Source organism: Rhodococcus sp. ACPA1 (genome assembly GCF_002300195.1).
Classification (GTDB): Bacteria; Actinomycetota; Actinomycetes; order Mycobacteriales; family Mycobacteriaceae; genus Rhodococcus_F; species Rhodococcus_F opacus.
This window is the reverse complement of the sequence record NZ_NSDX01000014.1, coordinates 140,892-164,388: the sequence shown is the minus strand read 5'-3', so window position 1 is coordinate 164,388 and position 23,497 is coordinate 140,892. Positions and strand designations below refer to the sequence as shown.

Below are 23,497 nucleotides of genomic sequence, written 5' to 3'. Positions count from 1 at the left end.
ATGCAAGCCCTCACCGACGGTCCGTGGTCAACCCAGCACCCTTCCGTCGGAGGCCATGTCCTCCACGTCCAGACAGTCGACAACGAATTCCGGTACGTTCCCAACGGCTCCGCCACGTTCGAGCCCACGCCCGGAAACGGGATATTCTTCACCCAGCACTTCGCGACAGGAATCGGAACCACACCCGGTGCCTTCGCCGCATTCATCAAGGGACGTCGGCACCAGCCTCTGTTCGTTCACGGAAAACCCTGGGAACCTGTTCCTGTCCAGGCCGAAACCATGGAGGAGCTGATCTCCGCTGCCGCGGAGCTGCACCGCCAGGAGCTGGCGGCGGCGAATCCGCTCGGCAGCCAGTAACAGTGTCGACAGACGCTGGCGAACACGCTGGTGGCCTATGAGCCGGTGGCGCGACCCGCTCGCCTCGCTTCACGCTCACGGCTCAGGAACGGCACGGCCCCGAAGTCACCCGTGGACGGCGTCGACAGAATGCGGCGAGTTCCGGGTCGGCATACACCTCCGCCGCATGCCGCCATGCGGTGTCCTTCATGCCCCAGCGGCCGAAGCCGGTACCGATCTAGACGTACCATCGGCAACAACGTGCGGGCCGTCACCACCACCACGGAGGAACCGACGTCACCGCTCCGAACGCCCCGCACCGAGCGCGTCGAACGCCCGCGCCGCCTTCCGCCCGTCCCACACACACCGCAGTGCTTGGCTATGCGCCGCGGCGGGTACGGGCGCCCTCGATCACCGACTCGTAGCACCCAGGTACCGCGGGTCGCCGGCAGCACCTGGGCTTTGATGCCTTCAGCGCACACCTTGACGGATCATGCCAAGGTCGTCGGAGGCCTCCTGCACCAACTCGAGCGGCGGAAGTCCGCGGAGTCGGGCGAGATGGTCATAATCGGCGATGGACGGCGTTTTCAAGCGGCCGTCGCAACAACGAGTTTCCCGAGACGCTCGGCTGGACTGTCCCAGTCGAGCGTCATACGGGGACGACGATTGAGTTTATCGGCCACCACGTCGAGGTAGACCTCGTCGAACCCGTCCAACGCGATACCCTTGGGGAAGTACTGGCGCAGCAAGCCGTTGGTGTTCTCGTTCGTCCCGCGCTGCCACGGCGAACGCGGATCACAGAAATACACCGGCACCCCCGTCTCGACAGTGAACCGGGCGTGCTGACTCATCTCCGCACCCTGATCCCAGGTGATCGACTTGGCAAGGTGCTCGGGAAGCTCGGTGATCTTGCGGGTCATCGCCGACCGCACCTGCTCGGCGGAATGCCCATCCGGCAGGTGCAACAGCATCACGAACCGGGTCGACCGCTCCACCAACGTCCCGATCGCCGACTTGTTGTTCGCCCCGATGATCAGATCGCCCTCCCAGTGCCCGGGCACCGCCCGGTCCTCGACCTCGGCGGGACGCTCGGAAATCATCACCATGTCCGGGAACTTCCCCCGCCGCTCACCGACCGTGCTTCGGTGTTTACGCAGGTAGCGGCCGGTCCGCAGATGGGCGGTCAGCTCCCGCGTCAACGCTCCCCGGGACTGGACGAACAACGCCTGATAGATCGATTCGTGTGACACCCACATCTCCGGCCGGCTCGGATACTCCCGCCTGAGCTTGTGCGAGATCTGCTGCGGTGACAAGTCCTCACCCAGCCACCCCTGCACCTGCTCCCTCAACTCGGCGTGGGCGGCGAGCTTGGCGGTCTTGGGGCGCCGGGCGCGGGCCTCGGCGTCCCGCTGGGCCCGTGAGGCCAGATACTTCCCGCGATAGGACAACGCCCGCCGCAGTTCCCGGCTGATCGTGGACGGGCTGCGGCCCAGTGCGTGGGCGATCGCCCGGATCGTCCACCCGTCCCGGCGGTATTCGTCGATCTGCTCCCGCTCGGACAGCGACAGATACCGCCCCGACGGGGGAACAGGTCGGCGGGGACGCATGTTGTCCGTCGCTGAACGTGCCGACGATGGCGTCACTGTCGACGACGGTGATGCCGATATGAGAAGGGCCCTGCCCGCGGTTGCGGGGAGGGCCTTCGTCGGAATGGTGACGGCATCGTCGGCGTGGTGACGTCGCACGATCAGTGACTCAATCGTGGCCACTTTCGGTGACGGCCACCCGTGCGGACTTCTCGTCGACGATGGATGCTTTCGCGGCGAACGCCGCCGTCAATGCCTGCACCGCCAGGTTGTTCACCGCCCGCGGATATCCCCGTGCCGCATTGTGAATTAGGGTGACCGCGTCGTCGGAGAACAACGGATCCGTGCGGCCGGCGATCTTGCAGTGATGGGTGATGTAGTCCGCCGAATCCGGCGGGCTCATCCCGGCCAGCGCGTAGCGCACCGCGATCCGCTGGTCCAGCGCGGCGAGTACTCCGAGCCGCAGTCGGTGCCGTAGCGTCGGCTGCCCGACCAGCAGTGCCGCGAACGGCGATCCCGAATCCATGTCGTGGTTGGTCAGCATCCGGATCGCTTCCATCTGCGCGTTGTCGAGCAGATGTGCCTCGTCTATCACGACCACGGGCGTGCGGCCCCGCTCGGCGTATTCGGCGGCCAGTGCTTCGGCGGCTTGCGGCGCAAGTGTCGCGGTGTAGAAACTCGGCACCCGGCCCAGTGCGGTGACGATGTGATGCAGCATTCCCCGCACCCCCACCGACGGGTTCGGCAGGTAGATCACGACGTGTCGGGCCGGGTCCAACGCGGAGGTCGCGGCGCGGATGGCGACGGTTTTCCCGGCGCCGACCTCCCCGGTGATCACCCCGAGCGCGTGTTGATCGACGCACCAGGAGATGCGAGCGACGGCTTCGGCGTGGCCGGGGTGCCGGTGCAACATCGCCGGTGCCAGACCGCGGCCGAACGGCATCCTCGTGAACCCGTAGTACGACTGCAGGCGTTGGATACTCATGCCGGCCGCCCGTGGTGATCGGTGGACCCGTCGGCGAGACTATCGGTGAGGTCGTCGATGCTCAGCTGCCCGGGAATCTGCCCACCGCCACCGTTGTCGTTGTCGTTGTCGGTGGGTCCGTATAGGGCGTGATACCCGATCCGCCGATCGCTGCGCACCTGCTCGTGGTGCAGGTGCGCCGTCAACGCCAGATAGTCGATACCCGTGACAACCGGTGCCGGCGGTTCCGGTGTTTCGGGCCGGGCTTTCGGGTGCACGTGCCGGGTGATGGTGTGCGGCACCGCCCGCCCGTGGGAGGCGTCGCGGTAGCGGACCTCGACGGTCTCCATGTCGAACGGAGAGAACACCAACTCCACCTTCCGCCCGACCAGGGCATGATCGACCTGGTAGGTGTTGCCGTGCAACGACACCGTCGCCGTTTTGGTCACCGTCCGATATTCCGACCACAGGAACGCCTCGGTCAGATCGGCGGCCGTCGGCATCGCCGGTGTCCGCCCCAGCCGGGACCAGCCGGCCTCCCACCGCACGAGTGGACTCTGCCCGGTTTCCGAGTGCGTCCGCCGGTGGTATTCGGTTTCGATCCACCCGGTCAGCAACCGATTGAGCTCCAACAATGCGGTTCGGTGATTGATACCCGCGGCGGTGAGGTCCTCGGCGGTGGTGTCGGCGACCTCGACGAGGAACTGCTCCCGGATGGTGCGGAAGAACCGTTCGATCTTCCCGCGGCCCTGCGGGCGGTGCGGGGTCGAATGCACCAACCGGATGCCGAGTTTCGCGCATGCCCGCAGCAGCCACGCATCGACGAACGCCGATCCGTTGTCGACGTAGACCGATGCCGGGACACCGCGCGCCGCCAGCGCCGGTTCCAACGCGACCCCGAGACGGACGGTGTCCTCGGAGAACCCGAACCGGTAGCCGGTGATCAACCGGGAATGATCGTCGAGGAACGCGAACAGATACGTTTTGCGGCCGCCGATCCTCGGTCCGTGCAGCGCGTCCCCTGTCCACCGATCGTTCGGGTTCTCCGCCTCGAACCGCCCGAACACCGGCGGGGAGTCCCCGGCGGCGGGGCCGATCAACTCCAGCCGGTGAAAGTGGCGCAGCAGCGTCGATTCCGACGGCGCCCAGCCGGCCGAGGCCCGCATAATCCGCCCGACCTGGGCGGCGGTGCGGGCCGGGTTCTCCCGTTTCAGCGCGGCAGCCAACTCGAGGGTGGCGGTGTCGGTCCGCGGCGACCGCGCCCGCGGGGAGGGAATCAATTCTTCGAAGCCGCCGGCCCGGTAGCGGCGGATCCAGCGGTCGAGGGTGTCCCGCGAATACCTCACCTTCGCCCCGAACGGGTCGGTGTGTTCGCGGCTTGCGATCTCTCGCACCAGCCGGCCCCGGGCCTTCGTCGACAACCCGGTATCGAGGGCCGGGCAGATCAGTTGGTAGCGGAACAACCCGACCGCATGGCTTCGATCACGTCGTTTCTCATCGTCGGTAGGCAACGAGTTTCTCCCCTTCGTCCGGTGCTCATGCTGCCCGAACCTGTTGCCGGGCAGTCACACCCGCGACGATGACGCATCACCCTCCTCTGTGGCAGGGTCAACTGGTGTTGCAGAATCCGATCTCGGGGCCGGCGGCCATCCTGGTGAGAGAAGCCGACCAGCACTGGCCGCGACCGCGACCTGCGCGGCCGTCACCGCGCCGAGGACCGCGGCACTCCCGAAGCGCGCGGTGATCGCGGTCCGCGCCGCGTCCACCGCGGCGAGGACGTCGCCCCACACGGAATCCGATGCCCTCGGCACCGTGACATCGACACCCGCCGTGACCGCGACCGTGAGGAACCAGATGCGCACCGCATCCGCGCGGGCCGCCGCCGCCCGCAACCAGCCGCGCACCGTCGACCCCGGGATGCCCAACCGCTGCGCGATCGGGCGATGCCCGCTCCCGCGGGCCTTCGCCACCAACGCCGTCCAGATCAACTCCGCGAGATACGCCCTGCGCAGCAACAACGTCACCGGCAGCAGCACGTGCGTCACCGCGCACCCCCGGCAGCGAGCTCGTCGCGGGCGCACCGGGGTGACTACGCCCACCACCGGGCGGGACCGGGCGAAACCCCACCCCGCCAACACCCCGTCCGAGCACGACGGGCAGGACATCTCTCCGCTCGACAGCCGGGACTCGACGCGGACAGGATCGACCTCTACCGTGACCATCAGTGCCTTCCGCACTACGCACGGTGCCCCCGTGAGCTCCGCCAAGAATTCAGCGGGGGCGCCGTGCACCCATCAGTTCCTCGTCACACTGACGGTGCAGACCACCAAGATCAACCCCACACTCACGCCGCCACCCAGATCGGCAACGTCACTGACGAACACCTACCCGCTGCTCGGCACCCCGAGCGACGCTCAACAGACGCACCCCACCGACCTGCACCAGCCACCGCCGCATCTGGGTCAGCGAGACCTGCACCTCACACGCCGCGCTGACTGTGTCCTGCCCCGCCCGCAAACATTCCCAGAACTGCTCCCGCACTCGCCGCTCGATCGGCGGCCGCCCCTTGAACACCATCCACAACACCCTTCCTTACCAGGGATGTTGCGTCGACCGACTGAATACGCCGACCGGTAGCACACCAGAAGGCCGCTTTCTGCACTCTCACACTAAGTCACGAGACCTCGTCACTGATGAGACCGTACGGGGGATGTTCGGCTCGGCCGCTGAACCGTATGACCACATCCCCGTCCGCCATGGTGGGTGGCGCGTTGTCGACGATGAGGATCTGCGCGCCGGCGCCGGACCCGCTGAGCCAGGCGTTGAGGTGTTTGTATACCCCGTCGACCGCGACGCTGTCCGCAAACTCGGCATCTCGATCCTTGCCTTGACCGAGGTTCTTTTGTGGGCTGTCGATCATCATGAATCCTGGATGGGATGCGCCCGTCTCCCATGCGATTTCGAAGATGGCAAGCGCCCATGCCATTGATATGAGTGTTCTGCCGCCCGAGGACGCATCCCGGTAGCTCGTTCCTCGCATGTGGGGCACCAATTTGGTATCGATGAATGCCTGGTCGATCTTCGGGTAGCGCCACGCAGTGAGAATCTCGCGATACCGGTCACTGATCAGGTGTATCAGTCGGTCGCGGTCGGGTTCGATGCTCGATTCGTCGCGCTCGCGGCGGAGCGCCTCGACCTGCGTCTGCAGCCTGGTAACTGCCGTTCCACGGCGATCCAAACTGTCGAGCATGCGAATGCCGGTCTGGGTGCGCTCGATCACCGCGGCGGACTCTTGCTTGCGCCGCATAAGGTCGTCCCGTTGGCTGAGGAACGGGGTGACGGCATGGTGCGTCGACTCGTCGAGCTGAGCCGCAAGTTGCCTCTCTTGTTCCTTCGCCTGCTCATGTTCTGCTCGTCGGTCCTCGATCTCTAATTCGAGATCGTCGATATACCCGGTGATCTCACGCAGGCGCGCCTTGGTGGCCCGCAACTCGGTGGAGACGTCGAACTTGGCGGTCACTGGACCGTGGGTGTGCACGGTCGAGGTGTCCTGGTCGGGTCGATCCGGTGCCGGTTGGTCCTCGACATTTAGGTTGCGGTGTGCCGAGTGCGTCGGTATGGCGCTGCGGCAGAGCGAGCAGTGTCCGTCGTCGATGCTCACCGCGTTATTCATTGTGTTCATGCATGCGGGACACACCTGCACGCGCAGGGGGTCAAACAGTTCGTGCGCCTCGGTGAGCATGATCAGTTTGGAGACGTCGTCGGCATACTGCGCGCGGAGCGGTACCAGCCTGCGGACCTGGGTCTCTCGGTCACGCAACACCATCGAGGCCCGCCGTGCGCGCTCGCTCGCACCGCGATGGCGCACCCGTAAGCGTTCGGCGAAGGTGGAGGCGCCGAGGATTTGGCCATCGAGATCGCGCAGTTCGATGTCGATGCTGCGCATCCTCGCACGGGCCTGATGAAACTGACCTTCAATGTCGATTCGGTTGCCGAAGCTGTTCTCGAATAGGAACTCCTCTGCCGACGAGTATTCCGTGCGGGCACGGCTGAGCCGCTTTTCGAGTTCTCCTATGCGGCGTCCAAGTTCGACGGCCTTGTCGTCATGTACGCCGAATACGACGTCGACTACCTGGCCCAGTTTGAGCCGTTTCATATGTGTGTTCTCGAACAGAAGATTCTTGTCGTCAAGCCGCTCGTTCGGTAGGAAGCAGAGGCTCATCAGATCTCGGAAACTCAGTGGATCGGTCGCAGAGTCCGCTTGGGTGGGGGCTTCACGTAGTTCAACCCCTTCGAGCCCGCAGTGGGACAAGAGCAGGCTCGACAGACTGCGTGGGTCGCCCGGTGGCCTCAATATGCGGCGTTCGACTGGGGGAATGTCGATGTCACCTAGTTGGCCGGCGCGGACAAAGGCGTGGGTTGACGGTTGCTCGCCGACGGATCGTTCGATGACGTGCGATGCGCCCGATAGGGTCACTTCAAGAGAAGCGGAGCGCACCTTGCGCCTGACTTCGGGATGAGGCGGATGGTTCTTCGCGCCGAGGCAGTAGTCGATGAATTCGAGCACCGATGTCTTCCCGGTGCTGAACGCTCCCGCTACAACCGACAACGCTCGCGGGTAGTTACTCGTGTCGGTGAAGTCGATTTCGTAGGGTCTGTCGACCCCGTTCAGGCGGAGTTTCCGGATCCGGATTCCGCGGTCGGAGTCTGCGATCTGGAAATCGTCCGCGGCCACTGCGCGCTGGTCAGGAGAGGTCATCGTGTCGGCCATTCGTCGATATCGCTGTCGGGGTCGTCTGTTCCGAGCAATTCGAGCTCGAAAAGAGCACCATCTGGCTCCCCCACAGATGCTGCGGCGAGCGTGGTCCATGTTCGTGCCTGCTCACGCAGTCGTGTGTCGCTCATCCTGTGCAATCGCCGAATCAGGATCTCAGCGGAGGTGCGATACGCGCGAGCGTAGATCGCCGTGAATCGGCCGGCGAGTTCACGCCCAAAGGCGGTGACCGAGTACCGCACCGCTTTTTCCACCGTCGGGACCACGAGCCCGTAGGAAACGAGAAGCGCCAGATCGTGTTGAAGTCGTTCACGTCGTGTGGTGAATCGGTGTGTCGGGCTTGCATAGTGCAAGGCACGGCGGTCGAAGCCCGCCATCAGCAAGGCCATTCTGTCGGGGTCGTCCTCTGTAACAACAAGGAGAGGATTGGCAACGAGGAAGTCGTAGTAGCTCAACCGCTCGATGGTGACGTCCGGACGGCCCTGCTCGGCCATCGATTCCAGAAGTAGCAAGAGCTGGGCCAGACGGAAAACGACGTCGTCTTCGGGCATGGCAACCGGTGGGAGTGCGGGCGATTCCGCGTTCGTACGGTCTTTCGCCGGCATCAGGGCCCGACCGATGTGTCAGACGAATCGGAGGCCGGGTGCGGGACCGCTGTCGTGGTGCCCGCGTTGCTGGGGCGCGGAGCACTCGGAGATTGTGAACTCGCGGGATGCTGCTCGGCGACCGAACGCCAATCCTTGACCCATCCGGCTCGGCGGTCATCTACGACGCGATGCATCAAACCACGGGCGTGGACACGACTGGCCTTGATCCTGCTTGTGATCGTGTCGTGTGCGTCGCGGATGTCGTTCATCACCGACTTATGCAGACCAGCGAGGGCAGCGTCCCCGGCCTCAAGACAGGCATCGTTGAAGCGGTCCTCCCACAGCATGTGCACGTGGGCATCTGCCTCCGACAGCGCAGCAACCTCCGACGGAACCGCCTTGTCAGCGATCTCCCGCGCCATCAGATCGGCATTGAAGAACTGCCTCTTCGCCGATCCCACCTCGACGTGCCCGGCAGCTTTGAGCTGACGGACGAACAAGGCCGATTCCATCTCCTCGACCCGTTCCTCAGCCGGCGACACTACCTCCCGTGTCCCCGCTAGCTGGCCGACGCGGCCGTAGTAATGTCGCTGCACGTTCGCCGCATCGGGGGAGATCAGATACGAACGCAACCGATTGGCATCCCACAGATCGATCGACAGCCCCTGGGCCTTTTGAGTGCGCAGTTTCCACCCATCCCACCATTTTGTGGTCGGGCCATCCATATCGGACGGGACACACAGAATCCACTGCTTCAGCACATGCCCCTGCTTGCCGGCCTGTCTACAGACCGATTTGAACGAGTCCCGTATCTCTTGATGATGCTTCTCTGCCACAACTGGGTAGAAGAACTTCGACTGCCACACAACTATTTCCCCGCCCATGTCACCCGCGAAGGCGTCAATCCCCCAGTCCCCAGGATTGGCCGCGATCATTCTGGCTCCGGGATGGATAGCTGTGACGAGTTGGCCGATCATAGTTTCGAAGTCGTCGCGGGCACCCATCTCGCCACCCGCCCGCACAATATGCGTCGCAAAACTGATAGGCGACTCCCCCGCCTCCACCCCCACCCGCGCTCCTGCCGAGCCTGCTGTCTGCGTCACCTCGCACTCCCCCTCGACAACCGCCCTTGCACAGCGCTATCCCTGCTGGACCTTGGCGTCAATGATGTCCTACTCCGTGAACCTAGACGCAATCAGGGCGTGTCCGGAAACCGTGGTGTCGTTCATCTGACATACATCCACCGCACCGCCGGTGGTTTACCCACGGCCCCGTTGTCCACGTACGCCCTCCGCGCACTCGACCTCATCCGGCGCGTGTCCGCTCAGATCGATGTCATTCGATCGAAGGGAATAGGAAGAGCAGGCCTGTCGTAATGCATGTCCCTGGAACGGAAACTCACTCCTTCACTCCGCGTCGGCCACTCTCAACAGCATTTCTCGCGCACTCGGCGTCCAGGCGCATGCCCCGGCCTTGCGGTGTGGGCCGGTGGTTATCGTCCTTCGACCAGTTTGCCGTCGACACGCCGCGAGACCAACGGCTCGGCGCCGAGTCTGCGGTCGATGTGGATGAGGGTGACCTGGGTGATCGCCGCTGCGAGCGAGCTTTCGAACGCCGCGCGGGCGTGGGCTGCGCACCGGCTCACCGAACCCTTCTCATAGAGCCGCGCGATCGCCGCCGGCGGTGTGAACCGCCCGCCCATCCGGTCCTGCCCGCTGATCCCCCGGAGCCGGCCCTCCCACCACCGACGCACCGCCTGCTCATGGGCGATCGACTCCGGTACTTCGACGTCGACGATGCGCACGTCGGTGTAGTCGTGCTCACTGAGCTGGGCCATGAGGATGTCCCCGAGCGGACCCCATTGCAGGGTGCCTTCGATGACGACGTTCTCGCGTCGTTGCAGGCACACCTCGCGGACGTCGTCGATGACTTCGGTGGATTCGGCGTGGACCAGGGCCGCGAGTTCCCGGGGGGCTATGGGGTGTGCATCGGCGAGTGTCGTCGACAGCAGGTCCGCGTAGTGACCGTCCGCGATGGCGCGGCGCAGGAGTTCGTCCTTGACGATGTCCGCGTCCAGATATCGGTAGCTGGTATCGAACAGGTGACGCTCACGCAGCGCCGTCGACTTGCCGGCCCCCGGTGGCCCCGCAGAAATTATCGCGGCGCAGCGCCCGTCGCGGTCGGGCTCGGCGAGGTCGAGGTACCACTCGATGACCTCCTGCAGCGTCCGGTCTCGCCGGCGATCATTCGCGTACAGGTCGAGGGTGCTCCGGCCGCTGTCAGGGTGCAGCGGCTGCCAGTGTTGACCCAGGTGCACCAATTACCGAGAAACTGCCTCGCGCAGTGGTTCTCCGGTCACGCTCACCCTCGGGCCGCGGCGCGGTGCGCCTGCCGTGGCGTGCGGGTGCTGTCGAACAGGACGTCCCACTCGTCGTCGCTGAGTAGGCCCCGCCGGTATGCCCGCCGGACGTCGTCCCAGCTGCCCTTGGCGTAGGCGTCCATCGGCTGGTCGCCTACGGTGGGTACATAGCCGTAGGTGTAGTTCCAGTGCACCAGCGTGTCCATCATCTCGTCATCGGTGATCACCCCGGCCGAGCGCTGGTAAATCACCTCCTGCGGGGTTCGCTCGAGTTCGCCGGGCTGCTGCAGGACCCGTTGCGCGAGCCGGTGGACCTGCGTTGCCGAGATTTCCAGGAGATCAGCGATCTGGCGCAGCGTGAAACCCTCGTTCTGCGCCTTGTCGATCAGCCGCAGTCGGTCCAGCCGCAGGAGGTGTTCTCGCGCGGAATTGGCAGCGAGAGCACTTCTGGTATCGGTGATGGTCATATCCACCCCTTCCCGAACTCTTGTCCCAAATTGTAACACCAATGTGGAAACTCTGACCTGCTGGTGATCGGAGCGGTACCGCCCCGTCCGATTCGGACCGCGACGGCTCGCCACACGGTTTCGCACGCCGGCGGCGGGTAGCCCGGCCCACCGGGACACGTCCGCGATGCGGCACGCACGCCACCGTCCGCACGCGATTGCGCCTCAGCCCTCGACGCGCCAGGCGAGAAACCGCGACGAACTACTACGACCTGCCGCCCTCCCGGGACCGGCAGCGGGACGGCCTGCCACCCACGCCGGGAACCGCCGGCATCTCCGATGCCCGGAGGCGGTCGCGCACGGAGACGAGCATAGCGAGTTCACGCTCGAGGTCGGCTGCGATGCGGTCGCTCACGAACCCATCCCGCCCCGAGCCGGAAGCGATCAGAATCGCGCCACCCGGATGGCGCCGAGAAGAACGCCGGCAGCACGGCATTTGTGGGCCAAATTCTGCTTCGGGGGACATGCTGTCACCGCGGGTCAGATGCCCCGCCCAACCTCAACACCGACGCCGCGCTGCCGTCCCTGGCCACCGGCGACACCGCAGCGAATCCCCACATCTTCGCGGTGCCTGCCCGTACCGAAACGGACATCGAAATGCGGATCCACACATCCATCACCCCGTTCGACGTCACCGCCGAACAGTGGTTCCCCGATGCGGCCGGCTTCATTCTCACGGCCATCGTGCACACCCTCGACGCGGCGACCGGCAGCCTACGGTATTTGCCGCCCGCCGAACCCGCCGAGTGGGCGCGGGCGCTCTTCACCACCGCCGGCGCCACGCACGGATACTTCCTCGGCGCCGTCGACCCGAACACCGGCACCCACCGACGCGGGCAGCTCGCCTACCAGCTCTACCTCGACACCGACCGACAGGTCGTACCCGTGCCACGGCAGCTGGTCACCTGCCCGCACTACGCCTCAACGGCGGAGCCGAGATCACCATCACGGCCTGACCCGCGGCAGAACTGAAAACAAAAGCCCGTCGATGTTGAAGGTGAATGCCGCCACACAAGCCTTGACTGGGCTGGTCGGATGTTGCCTTGACTGGGCTGGTCGGTTGTTGCTCAGGGTTCCCAGCGTCACCGCACCCGGCGACCCCGTCCCTCGGATCATTGACGACAGGAGCATGAAGTAAAGCCAGGTGTGGCGACCGCAGCCCTCCTCGTCAAGAACCACTTGATGAAGTCCGTCGAACTCGGCCTCCCTCTTCGTGTTCAGCTCGACGAGAAATGTCTGCAACGGTCACTTCACGCCGCACCAATCGAGTGCAGTGAGCGCCAAACTCTTGGTTGCGGAGATGATTTCGTCTACGTCACAGTATTCGTTCGGCTTGTGGGCGTTTGCCAGATGGCCCGGCCCATAATTCACAACCGGAATATCTGTTCGCGCAATCCAAGTCGCGTCACAGGCGGCGGGGAACGCTTCGACTATTGCTGTGCTGCCGGTCCCCTGTTCGTGAGCGTTACCGAGAGTGCGGACGATTTCGTGATCATCTCGGGTGTTGAAGCCCGGAAACTCGACCAGCCACTCGTAGGTGGGTGGGTGCTCCGCCAACCAAGGGTCCAAGGAGACCGACCGATTGACGAAACTCTCGATCTCGAGCTTCACTGCGTCGGAGTCGTCCTCCGGTGGATACCAAACGATGAAATCGATCTCACAGTACTCAGCAAAGACAAATGGAATGTCGATGTCCTTCCCACGTCCGTGAATCGTTCCGGGCATGACGACGAAATGTCCCGCCTTGAACAGTGGGCGTTGCTTGCTCAGCCCCCATTGCTCTTCGATCCCGTACAGCGCTTGCAGAACCAAGTAGCCTTTGTCAATCGCGTTCACGCCCGCACGTGCACCGGCCCCGCCGGCCCGTACCAGCTCACGACGAAGCCCTGGATGCCCGGCGAGTCCCTCGACTCGAACTCGACCCCACAACAAGCTCGCAGCAGTTGGATTTATCGTCAGCGGGGAATCGAAACTAGCGGATGGCTCGACGACTATCGCCGCGTCCGCAATGTATCCGTTCTGCAGCACGCAACCTGTCCCGACTTCATGCTCGCCCAATTCTTCACCTGCCACGGCATGAACGACCAGGTCGCCGGCAAGCTCGATACCTGACGTTCGGATCGCTTCGATCGCACTGAAGGCAGCGACCATCCCGCCCTTCATGTCGCTTGCCCCTCGGCCATGTATTCGGCCGGACACTTCGCTCGCGACGAAGGGGTCACCTGTCCATGTATCGAGATTCCCCGCCGGTACGACGTCGATGTGGCCGTTGAGCAACAGCGACCGACCTGTGCCACCGCCCTTCACGACACCAGCGAGGTTCTCGCGCTTTTCTTGGCTCTTGACGAGTTGGGACCTGTCGAAGAGATAGCCGAATCTGTCGCGGAGCAAGAGGTTCGCCTCGGATTCCTGACCGAGATAGTCTTCGGACCGGACGCCAGGATAGTTCGGATTCACGCTGGGCACCTCGACCAGACGTTTCACGTCGTCGATAATTCGTTGACGCGAGTCCTCGATCGCGGCGAGTACCCGCCGAACTGCATCTTCTGTCATGTCCGCGTCCTTTCGAGATTGTCGTGATCATTGGAGCCATTGGCTGAGTGGAGCCTGGCCCGGTTGGTCGACGGAACCGTCGATCTGCAGTCGTCTGGGTGGGCATGCCGCTTGTGCAGAAGCGATCAGCCCCGGATCCGCTCGCGCTCTCCATGCCATTCGCGGTCGCGTAACTCGTTCTTGCGAATCTTTCCGGTCGAGGTCTTCGGTAGCTCGGGTAGGAACACGATTTCTCGTGGCGCCTTGAACGCCGCAATGTGGTCTCGTACGAACTGCGTCAGGTCGGAGTCGGAGACGGTGGAATCCGTCTTCAGAACCACGAACGCTTTGGGTCGTTCTCCCCATTTCGTGTCCGGAACGCCGATCACCGCGACGTCCAACACCGATGGGTGGGACATGAGAACTTGCTCGACCTCGATTGTCGAGATGTTCTCACCGCCGGATATGACGATGTCTTTGGCGCGGTCCATGAGCTGTATGTAGCCATCTGGGTGCATGACTCCCAGGTCGCCGGAGTGGAACCAGCCCCCGGAGAAGGCCTCCGCGGTGGCCGAATCGTCGCCGAAGTACCCTTTCATGACTATATTTCCGCGCATGACGATCTCGCCCATCTCGGTACCGTTGCTGGCGACGTCGACGAGTTCGCCATGCGGACCGCGTTGAGTGCGGACTACCCGCACTGGGCCGGAGGCGAGCATTCCCACTCCCTGACGCGCCAGCAGCTTCGCTAGTGTGTCCTCATCGAGCGCGGCCCAGTCTGCCTGAGGTTCGCAGACTGCACACGGGCCGTACGTCTCGGTCAGGCCGTACACATGCACGATTTCGGCTCCGAGTGCTCTAACCGCCCGGATTGTGGTTGGGCTGGGTGGAGCTCCTGCTGTAGTGATGGTCATACTGCGGTCGAGCGGATGCGCTGCATCGGCAGTGGCGAGCGTCGCGAGGACCGTCGGTGCACCACTCATGTGGTCGATCTTTTCGCTGTCGATGAGTGACCACATCGCGTCACCGCGAACCGCACGGATGCATACGTGAGTTCCGGATGCGGCTGTGACTGCCCAGGGGCCGCACCAGCCGTTGCAGTGGAACATCGGCAGTGTCCACAGGTATTTGGTGTCAGTGTCGAAGCGCTGATGGTGAATCTGACTGAGAGAGTTGAGGTACGCGCCGCGATGGGTGTACATCACCCCCTTTGGGCGACCGGTGGTGCCCGACGTGTAGTTGATCGAGATGGTTCGGGTCTCGTCGTCGACCTCCCAGGGCAGAGGCTCTTCCGATCCGCGTGCCATGAGTGCGTCATAGGTGAGGGGTGAGCGCCCGGTGTCCGGGTAGCTACCGTCCTGCTGCGGTAGTTGTACCGTCTCCTTAACTGTCAGTAGCGACGTATTATGCAGCTGTTCGAGCAAGACGGGTTCGCCGAGGAGAAGGACAGCCTCAGAGTGGTTACATATGTACTCGATTTCCGGTGGCGACAATCGCGTGTTAATTGCGACCAGTGCCGCGCCGATAAGAGGGACGGCATAGTGGGCCGCCAATAGCTCAGCCGAGTTGGTTGCCAGATAGGCAACTCGGTCACCGGATCCGACTCCTGACTGGCGAAGACCGTGCGCAAGGCGTGTGACTATGGATGCGAGGTCGGAATACGATATGCGCCGCTCCCCGTCTACGACCGCGGTCTTGTTCGGATGTACCTGGGCCGAGCGCTCGAGGAATTTCAAAGGCGTTATCGGTGTGTCCAGTCCTGCCACGAAGGCTCCTTCAATTTTGAAACGGTTTGGTCATTGTCGTTGCGAGTTCAGCGTGTTCAGTCGATCGCTGTTCCCAGGTCAACGCCCGTGTGCACGCTTCCAAGGCTTCTGAAGTTCCATGCGTGGCATCTCACACGTGCCCGACGCGTGGGGCTGTCCGCGCGTCAGATTGATCGACAAAGCGCACCGATTTCTTGAATCCACATCGGGAAGGAAGATGTTGGACTTGCCCCAACTAACATGCTGGCAACCTTGCGAGTGGCGCTCCCTACGCAATCCATGATGTGTCATCCAGCGCTACTGCAGACTCGCTACTTTAGTATGTTCAATAGCCGCCGACTGGGAGTGCTTACGAGCGGATCTGCGCGCGCGTTCGTTGGAAAGCGCGCCAGGTCATAGCGCGAGTACTGGGGTCATCGGTAACACCGGGCTTCAATCGATGAATTGCCTGGTTGTGTGGGGCGGATTTCACAATATCGGGATTCGAATATGCCTCGTCCGAAATCTGGGCGAGTACCGCGATCCATCGATCCAAGGACTCCTTGCCGTACATCTCGCCGGCCTCTGGTGTGAAGGGCTCAGGAATTAGCCACGGTTCATGGCTGGTCCACATCGCGTCAATACCGAAGTCAGTCATACGGTTCTGCACATCGTGCACGTCGACGCCGGTGTCTTCCTTGAGGGTCTGCATGCTGTAACGCGTCATTTCGAGGCGGGGGGTCGTACTCTCAGGGTGCGACCGAGTCACGCCGCGGATTGCGAGTAGCCCTTTTTCCATGTAATTGTTTCCCAATACAGAAATGTCGGACGCCTGGGAGATACCCTCAGCGCCCATTGCTCGTACCCATGCGTACGCTTTGAGGATGACAGGCACGTTGCCCCAGAATTCGCGTATTTTTCCGACACTGTCGGGGCGGTCGTGATCGAGGTGGTAACGCTCACCGTCGAAGGTGACAAGCGGAGCGGGTAAGAACGGGGCGAGCTCAGCCGAACACCCGTAGGCGCCAGTAGCGGGTCCTCCGACGCCGCTCTTAGGTGCGCCGAAGGTTTTGTGAAGCATGAACATACATGCGTCAAAGCCGATTTCACGGGGTCGTATCTTCGACATCGTTCCGTTGAAGTTGGCGCTGTCGTAGAAACAGAGGCCGCCCGCTTCGTGGACTATCTCCACCCACTCCTTCATCTCCGGGTTGTAGACGCCCATGTCGTCGGGATTGCCGACCATCAAGGCCGCGGTCCGATTCGACACAGCAGCCTTGAGTGCGTCGAGGGATGGGTATCCGTTCTCGTCGAGCATCAACGTAATCACCTTGAACCCCGCGGCGGCGGCTGTCGCGGCGTTGCAGGGGTGAGTTTGAATAGTCGTGATGACTTCGTTTCGTTGTTCCAGCTCGCCCCGGGAGGCATGGTAGGCGCGGGTCACCGAGGCGTTGACGAATGCAGCTTCCGCCCCACCACCAGCTTGAAACACGAACTGGTCCATTCCGGAAAGCTCACGCAGAATGAGATCCATCCCGTGCACAATTTCCAGTGTTCCCTGCAGTGTGCCCTCGTGCTGCAGCGGATGTACTTCGGTGACTTCCGGCCGCCAGGCAAGTGCTTCGTTGACTTGCGGATTGTATTTCATCGTGCATGTTCCGAAAAGGCTGACACCCATCATTCCCAGCGTTTGTTGTGACAAGCGCAGGTAGTGGTACAGCACCTCGGGCTCGGACATCTCGGGCAACGCGGGACGGTCGCGTCGGCGGACGGCGGTGGGGATCAGGTCGACCGCTGCGCCGACCCGTGCTTCGATGTCGTCCTCGGCGTGACAGACCACTGCACCTCGACGGCCCGGGTAGCCCATCTCCATGATGATCGGTTCGTTCCAAACCGGCGCCTGGATTTCGTTTACCCTAGTGCTCATTTTGCAGTCACCTCTATGAGAGCGTCCACCAGGCGGTCAATATCGGTTTTTGTGTGAATCTCGGTGACACAATAGAGTGCACTGGCACCTAATTCAGGGAAATCGCCCGTCAAGTCTTTCCCGCCGAAGATCCCGTTATTCAATAATGCAGCGTTGATCTCTTCGACGGTCTTACCTGTGTTATCGAAGTTGATGACGAATTCTTTGAAAAAACCCGATGGAAAGGTGGCTCGGACACCCTCGATCTCCGACAACAACTGTGCCGCATAGTGCGCGCGCTGCAGGATCACGCCCCCGACGTCCTCGAACCCTTGCGGCCCCATCAACGCCATGTATGTGGTTGCAGCGATGGCCCACATGTACACCGAATGGCCGGTCCAGTCATTTCCCTTGTCTCGCAGACCATAAGACGATTGCTCGAAAAGACTGAGACCGAATCCGTATTCCCCAGGCTTGATCGTTTCGGCAATACTGATGAACAGGGTGGGATACTGATGAGCGTAGCGATCCTCGTCGCGTGAGGCTATGAAACCGCCGACTCCCCCGCCGGTGTGCATATGGATGCCAAGCGGCTGGATCGTTCCGACAACGATGTCCGCGCCGAAATCCACTGGTGATGAGAGAATTCCGAGCGAAATGGGGTCGACACCGACGATGGTTTCCGCACCTGCGGCACGCGCAATGGCCGCGATCTCGGTTCCTTGCTGCTCTATTACGCCAAGATACGATGGCGTTTCGAAGTACACCGCCGCTGTGTGCTCACCTACCGCTGCCCGAAGATCGTCCAGGTCGATCCGCCCGCTGGCAGGATCATAGTCGATCAGCCGGACTGCGATGTGGCTCTCCATCTCCGTTGGCTCACAATAGTTGCGGATCACGGACAACCGCTCGGGATCGATCGCGCGGACAACCGCGACCTCCGTGCGTTGTGTAATGCGGGCAGCCATTCGTAGGGCATGGCCCGCGGCGGAACCCCAACTTCGGACGGGTAGTCCGACCAGGTCGAGTTTCAGCAGCTCGCCCAGCTGGCTGCAGAACTCAAACCATGCCTGATTGCGGCCGTGATCCGAGCTGGGCTCGCCAAAGACTGAGGTAAGCCATTCGTTTCGGCGAACCACCTCGTCGCACGCTGCGGGGACATGGTGTTGCCACAGGCCGGCTCCGAGGAAGTTCAAGTTCTGCTCGCACGTGCGGTTCTTCGCGAGGGTGTTCACGAGATGCCGTCGGAGTTCGGCTTCACCCAGGGTCGGCGGCAGATCGAGTGTCCGAGTGGTGCGATGGTCGGTGGGAATTTGCTGGAAGAGTTCCGCGATGGTGGAGACGCCTATTGCGTCGAGCATCTCCTGCTGAAGCGCGGGCACCGAATTTGCCATGTACGGATGCGCTGTGCTGTTACTCATTATTGATGCCTCCTTATGCTTTTGTAATTGAAGTTTGTTCATGAGGCGACTTTATGAATCACACTGCGATCATTTCCCGTCTGAACACGGATATAACCGGTAAGCCTCTCGTCCAATTCGGGATCGCCGGTGTCGACACGGAGCGGCGCATTGCCGAGCGCAATCAGTTTTTCGATAGATGAGAGCACCATAATGTGGTCGAGCCCAGCTTCGCGAATTACTCTTGGACTGATTTGCTGGTTGCCGCGCCCGAAGAGGCTGCCTTGGCCACCAAGAACGCCGACGACTATTCGAGTCTCTCGACCACTCATCAGCCGAAGTAGAGTGCTTTCATCGACGTCGGTTCCGACCATTTTGCCGTCGAGGACGGCATCGACGCCCAATAGGGTCGAGTGCAGATTCAAAGCACTGGCTATGCGTTGTGTAGTCGTTCCTGGGCCAAGGATATATAGGCAGTCGGGACTCATCCCGCGTGCCAGCTGGTGAGCGGCGGCGTCCAGATCTTGTTCGCTCCCCGGCCGCGAGCCGGACTTTGCGTTCTGGACGAGATGACGCTCGAAAGGGCTGCGCGCGTAGCCGTAGAGGTGCGCGGACATCGTGTCGTTGCGGATCGCTGCCTCGTCGAGATCCATGATCTCTGCCTCGCGTAACCTGGCCACAGGATTTCGGGACAAGTACAGACCGGCTAGACGGCCAGCGTTCGCTGGGTTCGTGCCGAACAGTGCCGAGTGCATCTTCACACCGGCGGGCACTCCGACGATGGGGACACGATCCCCTGCTGACGAAAATATGTCTCGTGCAGTGCCATCGCCGCCGACGAACAGGATCAGGTCAACCGGTCGAGCGGTCATGATGGCTGCGGTCGCTCGGGTGTCGGCAGCGGTTGAGCAACCAGCCGCGAATTCGTACACCACTTCTGGCGTCAGACCTGCTGCGCGCGCAGAACGTTCGCCCATCTCGGCAGGACCGGTGAGGAGTCGGAAAGAAGCTGTGGTAGCAGCGAGTTGTGTCAACGCGAGGCTGGCTCGGGCCTGCGAGGTGGGCCGGGCGCCACGCGATTGCGCTTCGCGGAGTATGTCGGCTCCGTCGGTGCCTTTAAGACCCACGGCGCCGCCCATCCCTGCCACGGGATTGACGATCAGTCCTAGTGTGGGCAGCGTCGCGTCGTCAGCCTGTGCGGAGATCTCGTGCACGTCTATCTCCTATCCGGGCGGCAGGCCGCACTCGACTGCTACGGTGCGAATCGGGGAGCGGTGAGAACGGTAGTTGCTCGATTGCATGGAGTGGGTTGGTGCCGGTCCGCCAATTAGAGAACCAGTTCACCCGGGCCCTTGTATTCCTGAATCATGTTTCCACCATCGATGGTGATGAGTTGACCCGTCACGTACGAAGACTCTTCCGATGCGAGAAAGCCAACGAGAGCACCAATTTCACGAGGTTCACCACTTCGCCTGAGTGGGGTGTTTTCGCCACCGATATGCATTCCGGGCGTCAATGCTGCGGTGTTGACGTATCCGGGCGCGATCGCGTTCGCTGTGATTCCGAACTGGCCGTTCTCCAGTGCGATGGACTTGGTGAGACCGACAACACCCGCTTTGGCTGCCGCGTAGGCGCCCAACCCAGCGATCGCGCCGACAGGACCGGTCACAGAGGAGAAGTTGACGATGCGGCCGTACCTCCTTTCAATCATGTGCGGTAAAACAGCCCGCACACAATTGAATTGAGTGGTGAGGTTAATGGCGAGAGTGCGCTCCCATGATTCGATCGAAGTCGTGGCAAGTATCGGTACCTCGAAATCGACATCGTCACCCTTCTTCGCCCGCGCTGCGATTCCTGCGAGATTCACCAGGCCGTCGATGACACCGGCGTCTTTCACTACCTGGTCGATCAGGTCGACGACATCCGAATGATTCGTCAGATCCACTGTGTTGGATCGGACGTCGAACCCCTCCCGCTCGAGATCATCTCGTCGCTCGTGGACCTGCTCGGAGATGTCCACCAGAGTCAGCAATGCACCTTTCTGCGCCAGCACCCGGGCGCTCCCGAAGCCGATGCCCTGAGGATCGGCGACCCCCGTGATGACGATACTTCTGTTCTCTAATTGGCCGGCCATGGTGTTTCTCTTTCTGTAGAACGGCGCCACTCACCAAGCGGCGAGCTGAAGACGGCATGCAAGCGCGAGTGTGCGAGGAGAGTCTCAGAGGTTGCTGTGTGGTTCCCCGGCCGCGAGACCCTTCGAGAGGTCCACATCACATCTGTTGTCGCCTCTGATTCTGCCGAAGTTTTACCGACGAGAGAAACAACGAGTCCATTCAGATTTACGCACTTCTGTTGTGGATTGTTTGATCGGATGTCCGTGGGGCAGGTCTCGCACATTTCAACTGGACGTCCAGTGCGGGAGCTGTCGTGACCCCCACCGTTGAGTGAGAGTGGCCTCGGTCGCCAAGTCGATATCGAAGTAACGAGGCCGATTTCCCTACGGTGCACAGCGCGTGGGAGATAGTCGTCTCCTAGCACCGCGAGTTGGGACGGTACGGAACGAGACGATCGATCTGTGTCTCATACGCACTTTGGCGCGTCGGTTGGCGTGGAAGTGAGACGCTGCGACCCGATTGCTTGCCGCAACATCGGCGGATCGTCGAGGTCTGGTGAGGTTGTGTGGTTTTGCGACAATCTTGTGGGCGGACGGCATTAGCCGTCTGCGACTCGGACACCAAGACTGTCTATTAATTGCGGAGCAAGGACGGGGTTGACGTCGACTGCCCGGATCTCTGCGCGCCGTTTGGGGCTCTAGCAAGTCGAGAATCCCAGGACAGGGCACTAAAGATTTCTCGCCGACGACCTGCTGATAAAGCTGCTTGCTGCTCCACCCGCCAATGCGATTGCCAGCACTGCGATCAGAGCCACTGCTACGCCGTAACCGCCGACCAGCAGCGGAAAATTCTTCACCACCAAAAATACCAGTGCCCCGAACGCCACGAGCGACACAGTCGGCGCAATGAACGTCGTCAGCCAGGATCCTCGTTCGTGTCCGCGGAAGAACACGATGACCGCCAACGAGGTCAAAGCCATCAACACGATGATTCCCAGAGTGGCTGCGCCGGAGAACCACGTGTACAGATCGAGCACTGGATCCAATCCCAGCATGACGGATCCTGCGATGGCGAGGAGGCAGTACGCGGTGACTGCCAGCGATGCCCGCGACGGCGCGTGATGACGGGGATGGGCCCGACCCAATGCCGAGGGAAGCAGACCCGCCGCGCCGAAGTTGAAGGTGAACCGGGCGAGCACGTTGTGGAAGGTCAGAAAGCAACCGAAGAGACTTACCAGAACAAGTATCTGAACGCCATCCTGTCCGAAGACGCCTAGGAACGTCCATGCCAGTTCGGTGACCAGGGTCTGAGGGTTCTCGGTTGCTTTCGCGACGAGACTGTTGGGGCCGGTACCTACTGCGACGGCAAAAAGACTGAATGCATAGAACAATCCGATGGCGACGATGGACACGTATGTCGCTCGGGGAATTGTTCGATGTGGATTACGCGCCTCGCTCCGGAAAATCACAGTGGCCTCGAAGCCCACGAACCCGAAGAAGGCGAACATCAGGCCGAGCGATGGCGTGCCGTCGGTGAAGTGTAGTGGGTTCAGGGCCGATGCGGTGGTTCCCTCGGGCCCACCACGAAACACCACGACGAAATCGAGCACCAGCATGATCGCAAGTTCGAGGACCAACGAAACACCGAGAACCTTGGTGCTCAATGCGATGTCGCGGTAAGCCAACACCCCAGTGATGAAGAGCGACACCGTGCTCCACGCCCACCACGGAATCACGGCACCGGTGAAGTACTCAATGGCACTTGCAGTGGAAGCGCCCAAATATCCGACGAGCGCGACGAACAGCAGCGCATACGACACCAGCGCCAGTGTGGCTGCCCCACGTCCGCAGACGTGGCCCAGGCCGGCACGAATGAAGTCGTAGAATGCGCCGGCGTCTGTGACTTCATGGGCCATTCGAGTGAAGCCGACGGCGAATACAGCCAAAGCCAGCGCTGCAACAACGAAGAACAGGGGTGACACGGGACTTTCGCTGGCACTGACGACAACTGGAAACACCGCTACTGCGGCCGCCAGCGGGGCAGCACCGGCAGCTACCAAAAATACGACGCCTCGGACGCCGATGCCTTTACCCATGGGGACCGTGGCGGTGCCGGTCTCAGTACTGACGACTGAACCAGAGGATGTCGAGGACGATTTTTGAGACATGCCTGCCTGCCTGACGTGGGTGGTCGATCTCGCCGATCGGTCTAGTGCGAGATGATGAAAGTAGAGATTCTTGCTAGGTTTTGCATCGCCGTGAGCGGTCTTGCTGCGTTGATTCCTCGGCGCGTCCTGTCGGATGGTCGACGATTGATAACGGGTCGCGGACCAGCAGATCGGCCGCCGTGTCAGCCTGGAAATACGACCGATTAGGGTATCGATTGCCTCGGTTGTCGACGCACCGCTCGTTTGCAGTCTGCTGGTGATTGTGACCTCACGGCTTTGGACTTATGGCCGTCGACGTGATCGCCCCGCAGCGGAGTTCACCAAGGAGCGTCCCAGCGTCAGAAGCGTTCGCTGCATACTCGCTCCTTTCGGTCGAATCGGCGGATCTCAGAGACGCGCATCACATCCATCTGCGAGTGTGCCGCACGAGACTGAGGTGAGGGAAACAAAATTTTTGACTCTATTTACGCTGATCTGTTGTGAATCGGAGATCCGGGGGCCATGATGGTTGGCGTTGCATT

At 62.1% G+C, this 23,497-nt stretch carries 19 protein-coding genes and 1 pseudogene; 2 read left to right on the top strand and 18 right to left on the bottom strand.

Features of this window, described 5'->3' with window-relative positions; all coding sequences use genetic code 11:
- Complete coding sequence (locus tag CJ177_RS43615) at positions 1 to 357, top strand: hypothetical protein (protein ID WP_179443448.1); 357 nt, start codon at positions 1 to 3, stop codon at positions 355 to 357.
- Positions 358 to 923: 566 nt separating this feature from the next.
- Here the strand turns inward: CJ177_RS43615 and CJ177_RS43610 are convergent.
- The 11 genes and pseudogenes from CJ177_RS43610 to CJ177_RS47805 form a co-directional block, all read right to left on the bottom strand.
- A pseudogene (locus CJ177_RS43610) lies at positions 924 to 1,919 on the bottom strand (IS30 family transposase); the annotation flags it as partial.
- Between the two features lie 172 nt (positions 1,920 to 2,091).
- Positions 2,092 to 2,907: an ExeA family protein gene (locus CJ177_RS43605; protein ID WP_061700505.1), complete on the bottom strand. Its 816-nt coding sequence runs from the start codon at positions 2,905 to 2,907 to the stop codon at positions 2,092 to 2,094.
- On the bottom strand, positions 2,904 to 4,397 hold the full coding sequence (locus CJ177_RS43600; protein ID WP_095869453.1) for a DDE-type integrase/transposase/recombinase: 1,494 nt from the start codon (positions 4,395 to 4,397) through the stop codon (positions 2,904 to 2,906). Before CJ177_RS43600 ends, CJ177_RS43605 begins: the two co-directional genes overlap by 4 nt.
- Positions 4,398 to 4,451: 54 nt before the next feature.
- Complete coding sequence (locus tag CJ177_RS43595) at positions 4,452 to 5,108, bottom strand: hypothetical protein (RefSeq protein ID WP_095869536.1); 657 nt, start codon at positions 5,106 to 5,108, stop codon at positions 4,452 to 4,454.
- A 148-nt stretch (positions 5,109 to 5,256) separates the two neighbouring features.
- Complete coding sequence (locus tag CJ177_RS43590) at positions 5,257 to 5,463, bottom strand: hypothetical protein (protein WP_143548813.1); 207 nt, start codon at positions 5,461 to 5,463, stop codon at positions 5,257 to 5,259.
- A 97-nt stretch (positions 5,464 to 5,560) separates the two neighbouring features.
- Positions 5,561 to 7,657: a hypothetical protein gene (locus CJ177_RS43585; RefSeq protein ID WP_218835193.1), complete on the bottom strand. Its 2,097-nt coding sequence runs from the start codon at positions 7,655 to 7,657 to the stop codon at positions 5,561 to 5,563.
- Positions 7,642 to 8,211: an ABC-three component system middle component 2 gene (locus CJ177_RS43580; RefSeq protein ID WP_179443447.1), complete on the bottom strand. Its 570-nt coding sequence runs from the start codon at positions 8,209 to 8,211 to the stop codon at positions 7,642 to 7,644. Before CJ177_RS43580 ends, CJ177_RS43585 begins: the two co-directional genes overlap by 16 nt.
- 53 nt (positions 8,212 to 8,264) lie before the next feature.
- The gene (locus CJ177_RS43575) at positions 8,265 to 9,350 is read right to left on the bottom strand and encodes a serine/threonine protein kinase (RefSeq protein WP_179443446.1); all 1,086 of its coding nucleotides are present in this window, start codon (positions 9,348 to 9,350) and stop codon (positions 8,265 to 8,267) included.
- 389 nt (positions 9,351 to 9,739) lie between these two features.
- Positions 9,740 to 10,564: a zeta toxin family protein gene (locus CJ177_RS43570; protein WP_179443445.1), complete on the bottom strand. Its 825-nt coding sequence runs from the start codon at positions 10,562 to 10,564 to the stop codon at positions 9,740 to 9,742.
- Between the two features lie 44 nt (positions 10,565 to 10,608).
- Positions 10,609 to 11,073 carry a winged helix-turn-helix domain-containing protein gene (locus CJ177_RS48970; RefSeq protein WP_257015006.1) on the bottom strand — a complete coding sequence of 155 codons (465 nt, stop codon included), beginning with the start codon at positions 11,071 to 11,073 and terminating at the stop codon, positions 10,609 to 10,611.
- Positions 11,074 to 11,317: 244 nt separating this feature from the next.
- Complete coding sequence (locus CJ177_RS47805; protein WP_179443430.1) at positions 11,318 to 11,467, bottom strand: hypothetical protein; 150 nt, start codon at positions 11,465 to 11,467, stop codon at positions 11,318 to 11,320.
- A gap of 161 nt (positions 11,468 to 11,628) precedes the next feature.
- On the opposite strand from CJ177_RS47805, the gene CJ177_RS43555 reads away from it, so the two are divergent.
- Entirely contained in the window at positions 11,629 to 12,084 is a 456-nt protein-coding gene (locus tag CJ177_RS43555; protein WP_095870983.1) for an N-formylglutamate amidohydrolase, read from the top strand.
- A gap of 273 nt (positions 12,085 to 12,357) precedes the next feature.
- On the opposite strand, the gene CJ177_RS43545 is transcribed toward CJ177_RS43555, so the two are convergent.
- From CJ177_RS43545 to CJ177_RS43515, 7 genes are all read right to left on the bottom strand, one after another.
- On the bottom strand, positions 12,358 to 13,665 hold the full coding sequence (locus tag CJ177_RS43545; RefSeq protein WP_095870822.1) for an ArgE/DapE family deacylase: 1,308 nt from the start codon (positions 13,663 to 13,665) through the stop codon (positions 12,358 to 12,360).
- A 125-nt stretch (positions 13,666 to 13,790) separates the two neighbouring features.
- Positions 13,791 to 15,410 (bottom strand): AMP-binding protein, encoded by a 1,620-nt coding sequence (locus CJ177_RS43540; RefSeq protein ID WP_095870821.1) that lies wholly within the window; start codon positions 15,408 to 15,410, stop codon positions 13,791 to 13,793.
- A 349-nt stretch (positions 15,411 to 15,759) separates the two neighbouring features.
- Positions 15,760 to 17,316: an aminomethyl-transferring glycine dehydrogenase subunit GcvPB gene (gcvPB, locus tag CJ177_RS43535; RefSeq protein ID WP_095870820.1), complete on the bottom strand. Its 1,557-nt coding sequence runs from the start codon at positions 17,314 to 17,316 to the stop codon at positions 15,760 to 15,762.
- A complete protein-coding gene (gcvPA, locus tag CJ177_RS43530) occupies positions 17,313 to 18,716 on the bottom strand; it encodes an aminomethyl-transferring glycine dehydrogenase subunit GcvPA (RefSeq protein WP_095870819.1) in 1,404 nt (467 codons plus the stop codon). The genes gcvPB and gcvPA overlap by 4 nt, the downstream gene beginning before the upstream one ends.
- 38 nt (positions 18,717 to 18,754) lie before the next feature.
- Positions 18,755 to 19,909, bottom strand: a complete 1,155-nt coding sequence (locus tag CJ177_RS43525) for an ATP-NAD kinase family protein (protein WP_095870818.1) — start codon at positions 19,907 to 19,909, stop codon at positions 18,755 to 18,757.
- 113 nt (positions 19,910 to 20,022) lie between these two features.
- Positions 20,023 to 20,829 (bottom strand): SDR family NAD(P)-dependent oxidoreductase, encoded by an 807-nt coding sequence (locus CJ177_RS43520; protein WP_095870817.1) that lies wholly within the window; start codon positions 20,827 to 20,829, stop codon positions 20,023 to 20,025.
- A 707-nt stretch (positions 20,830 to 21,536) separates the two neighbouring features.
- Positions 21,537 to 22,976 (bottom strand): APC family permease, encoded by a 1,440-nt coding sequence (locus CJ177_RS43515; RefSeq protein ID WP_095870816.1) that lies wholly within the window; start codon positions 22,974 to 22,976, stop codon positions 21,537 to 21,539.
- Positions 22,977 to 23,497 lie beyond the last annotated feature (521 nt).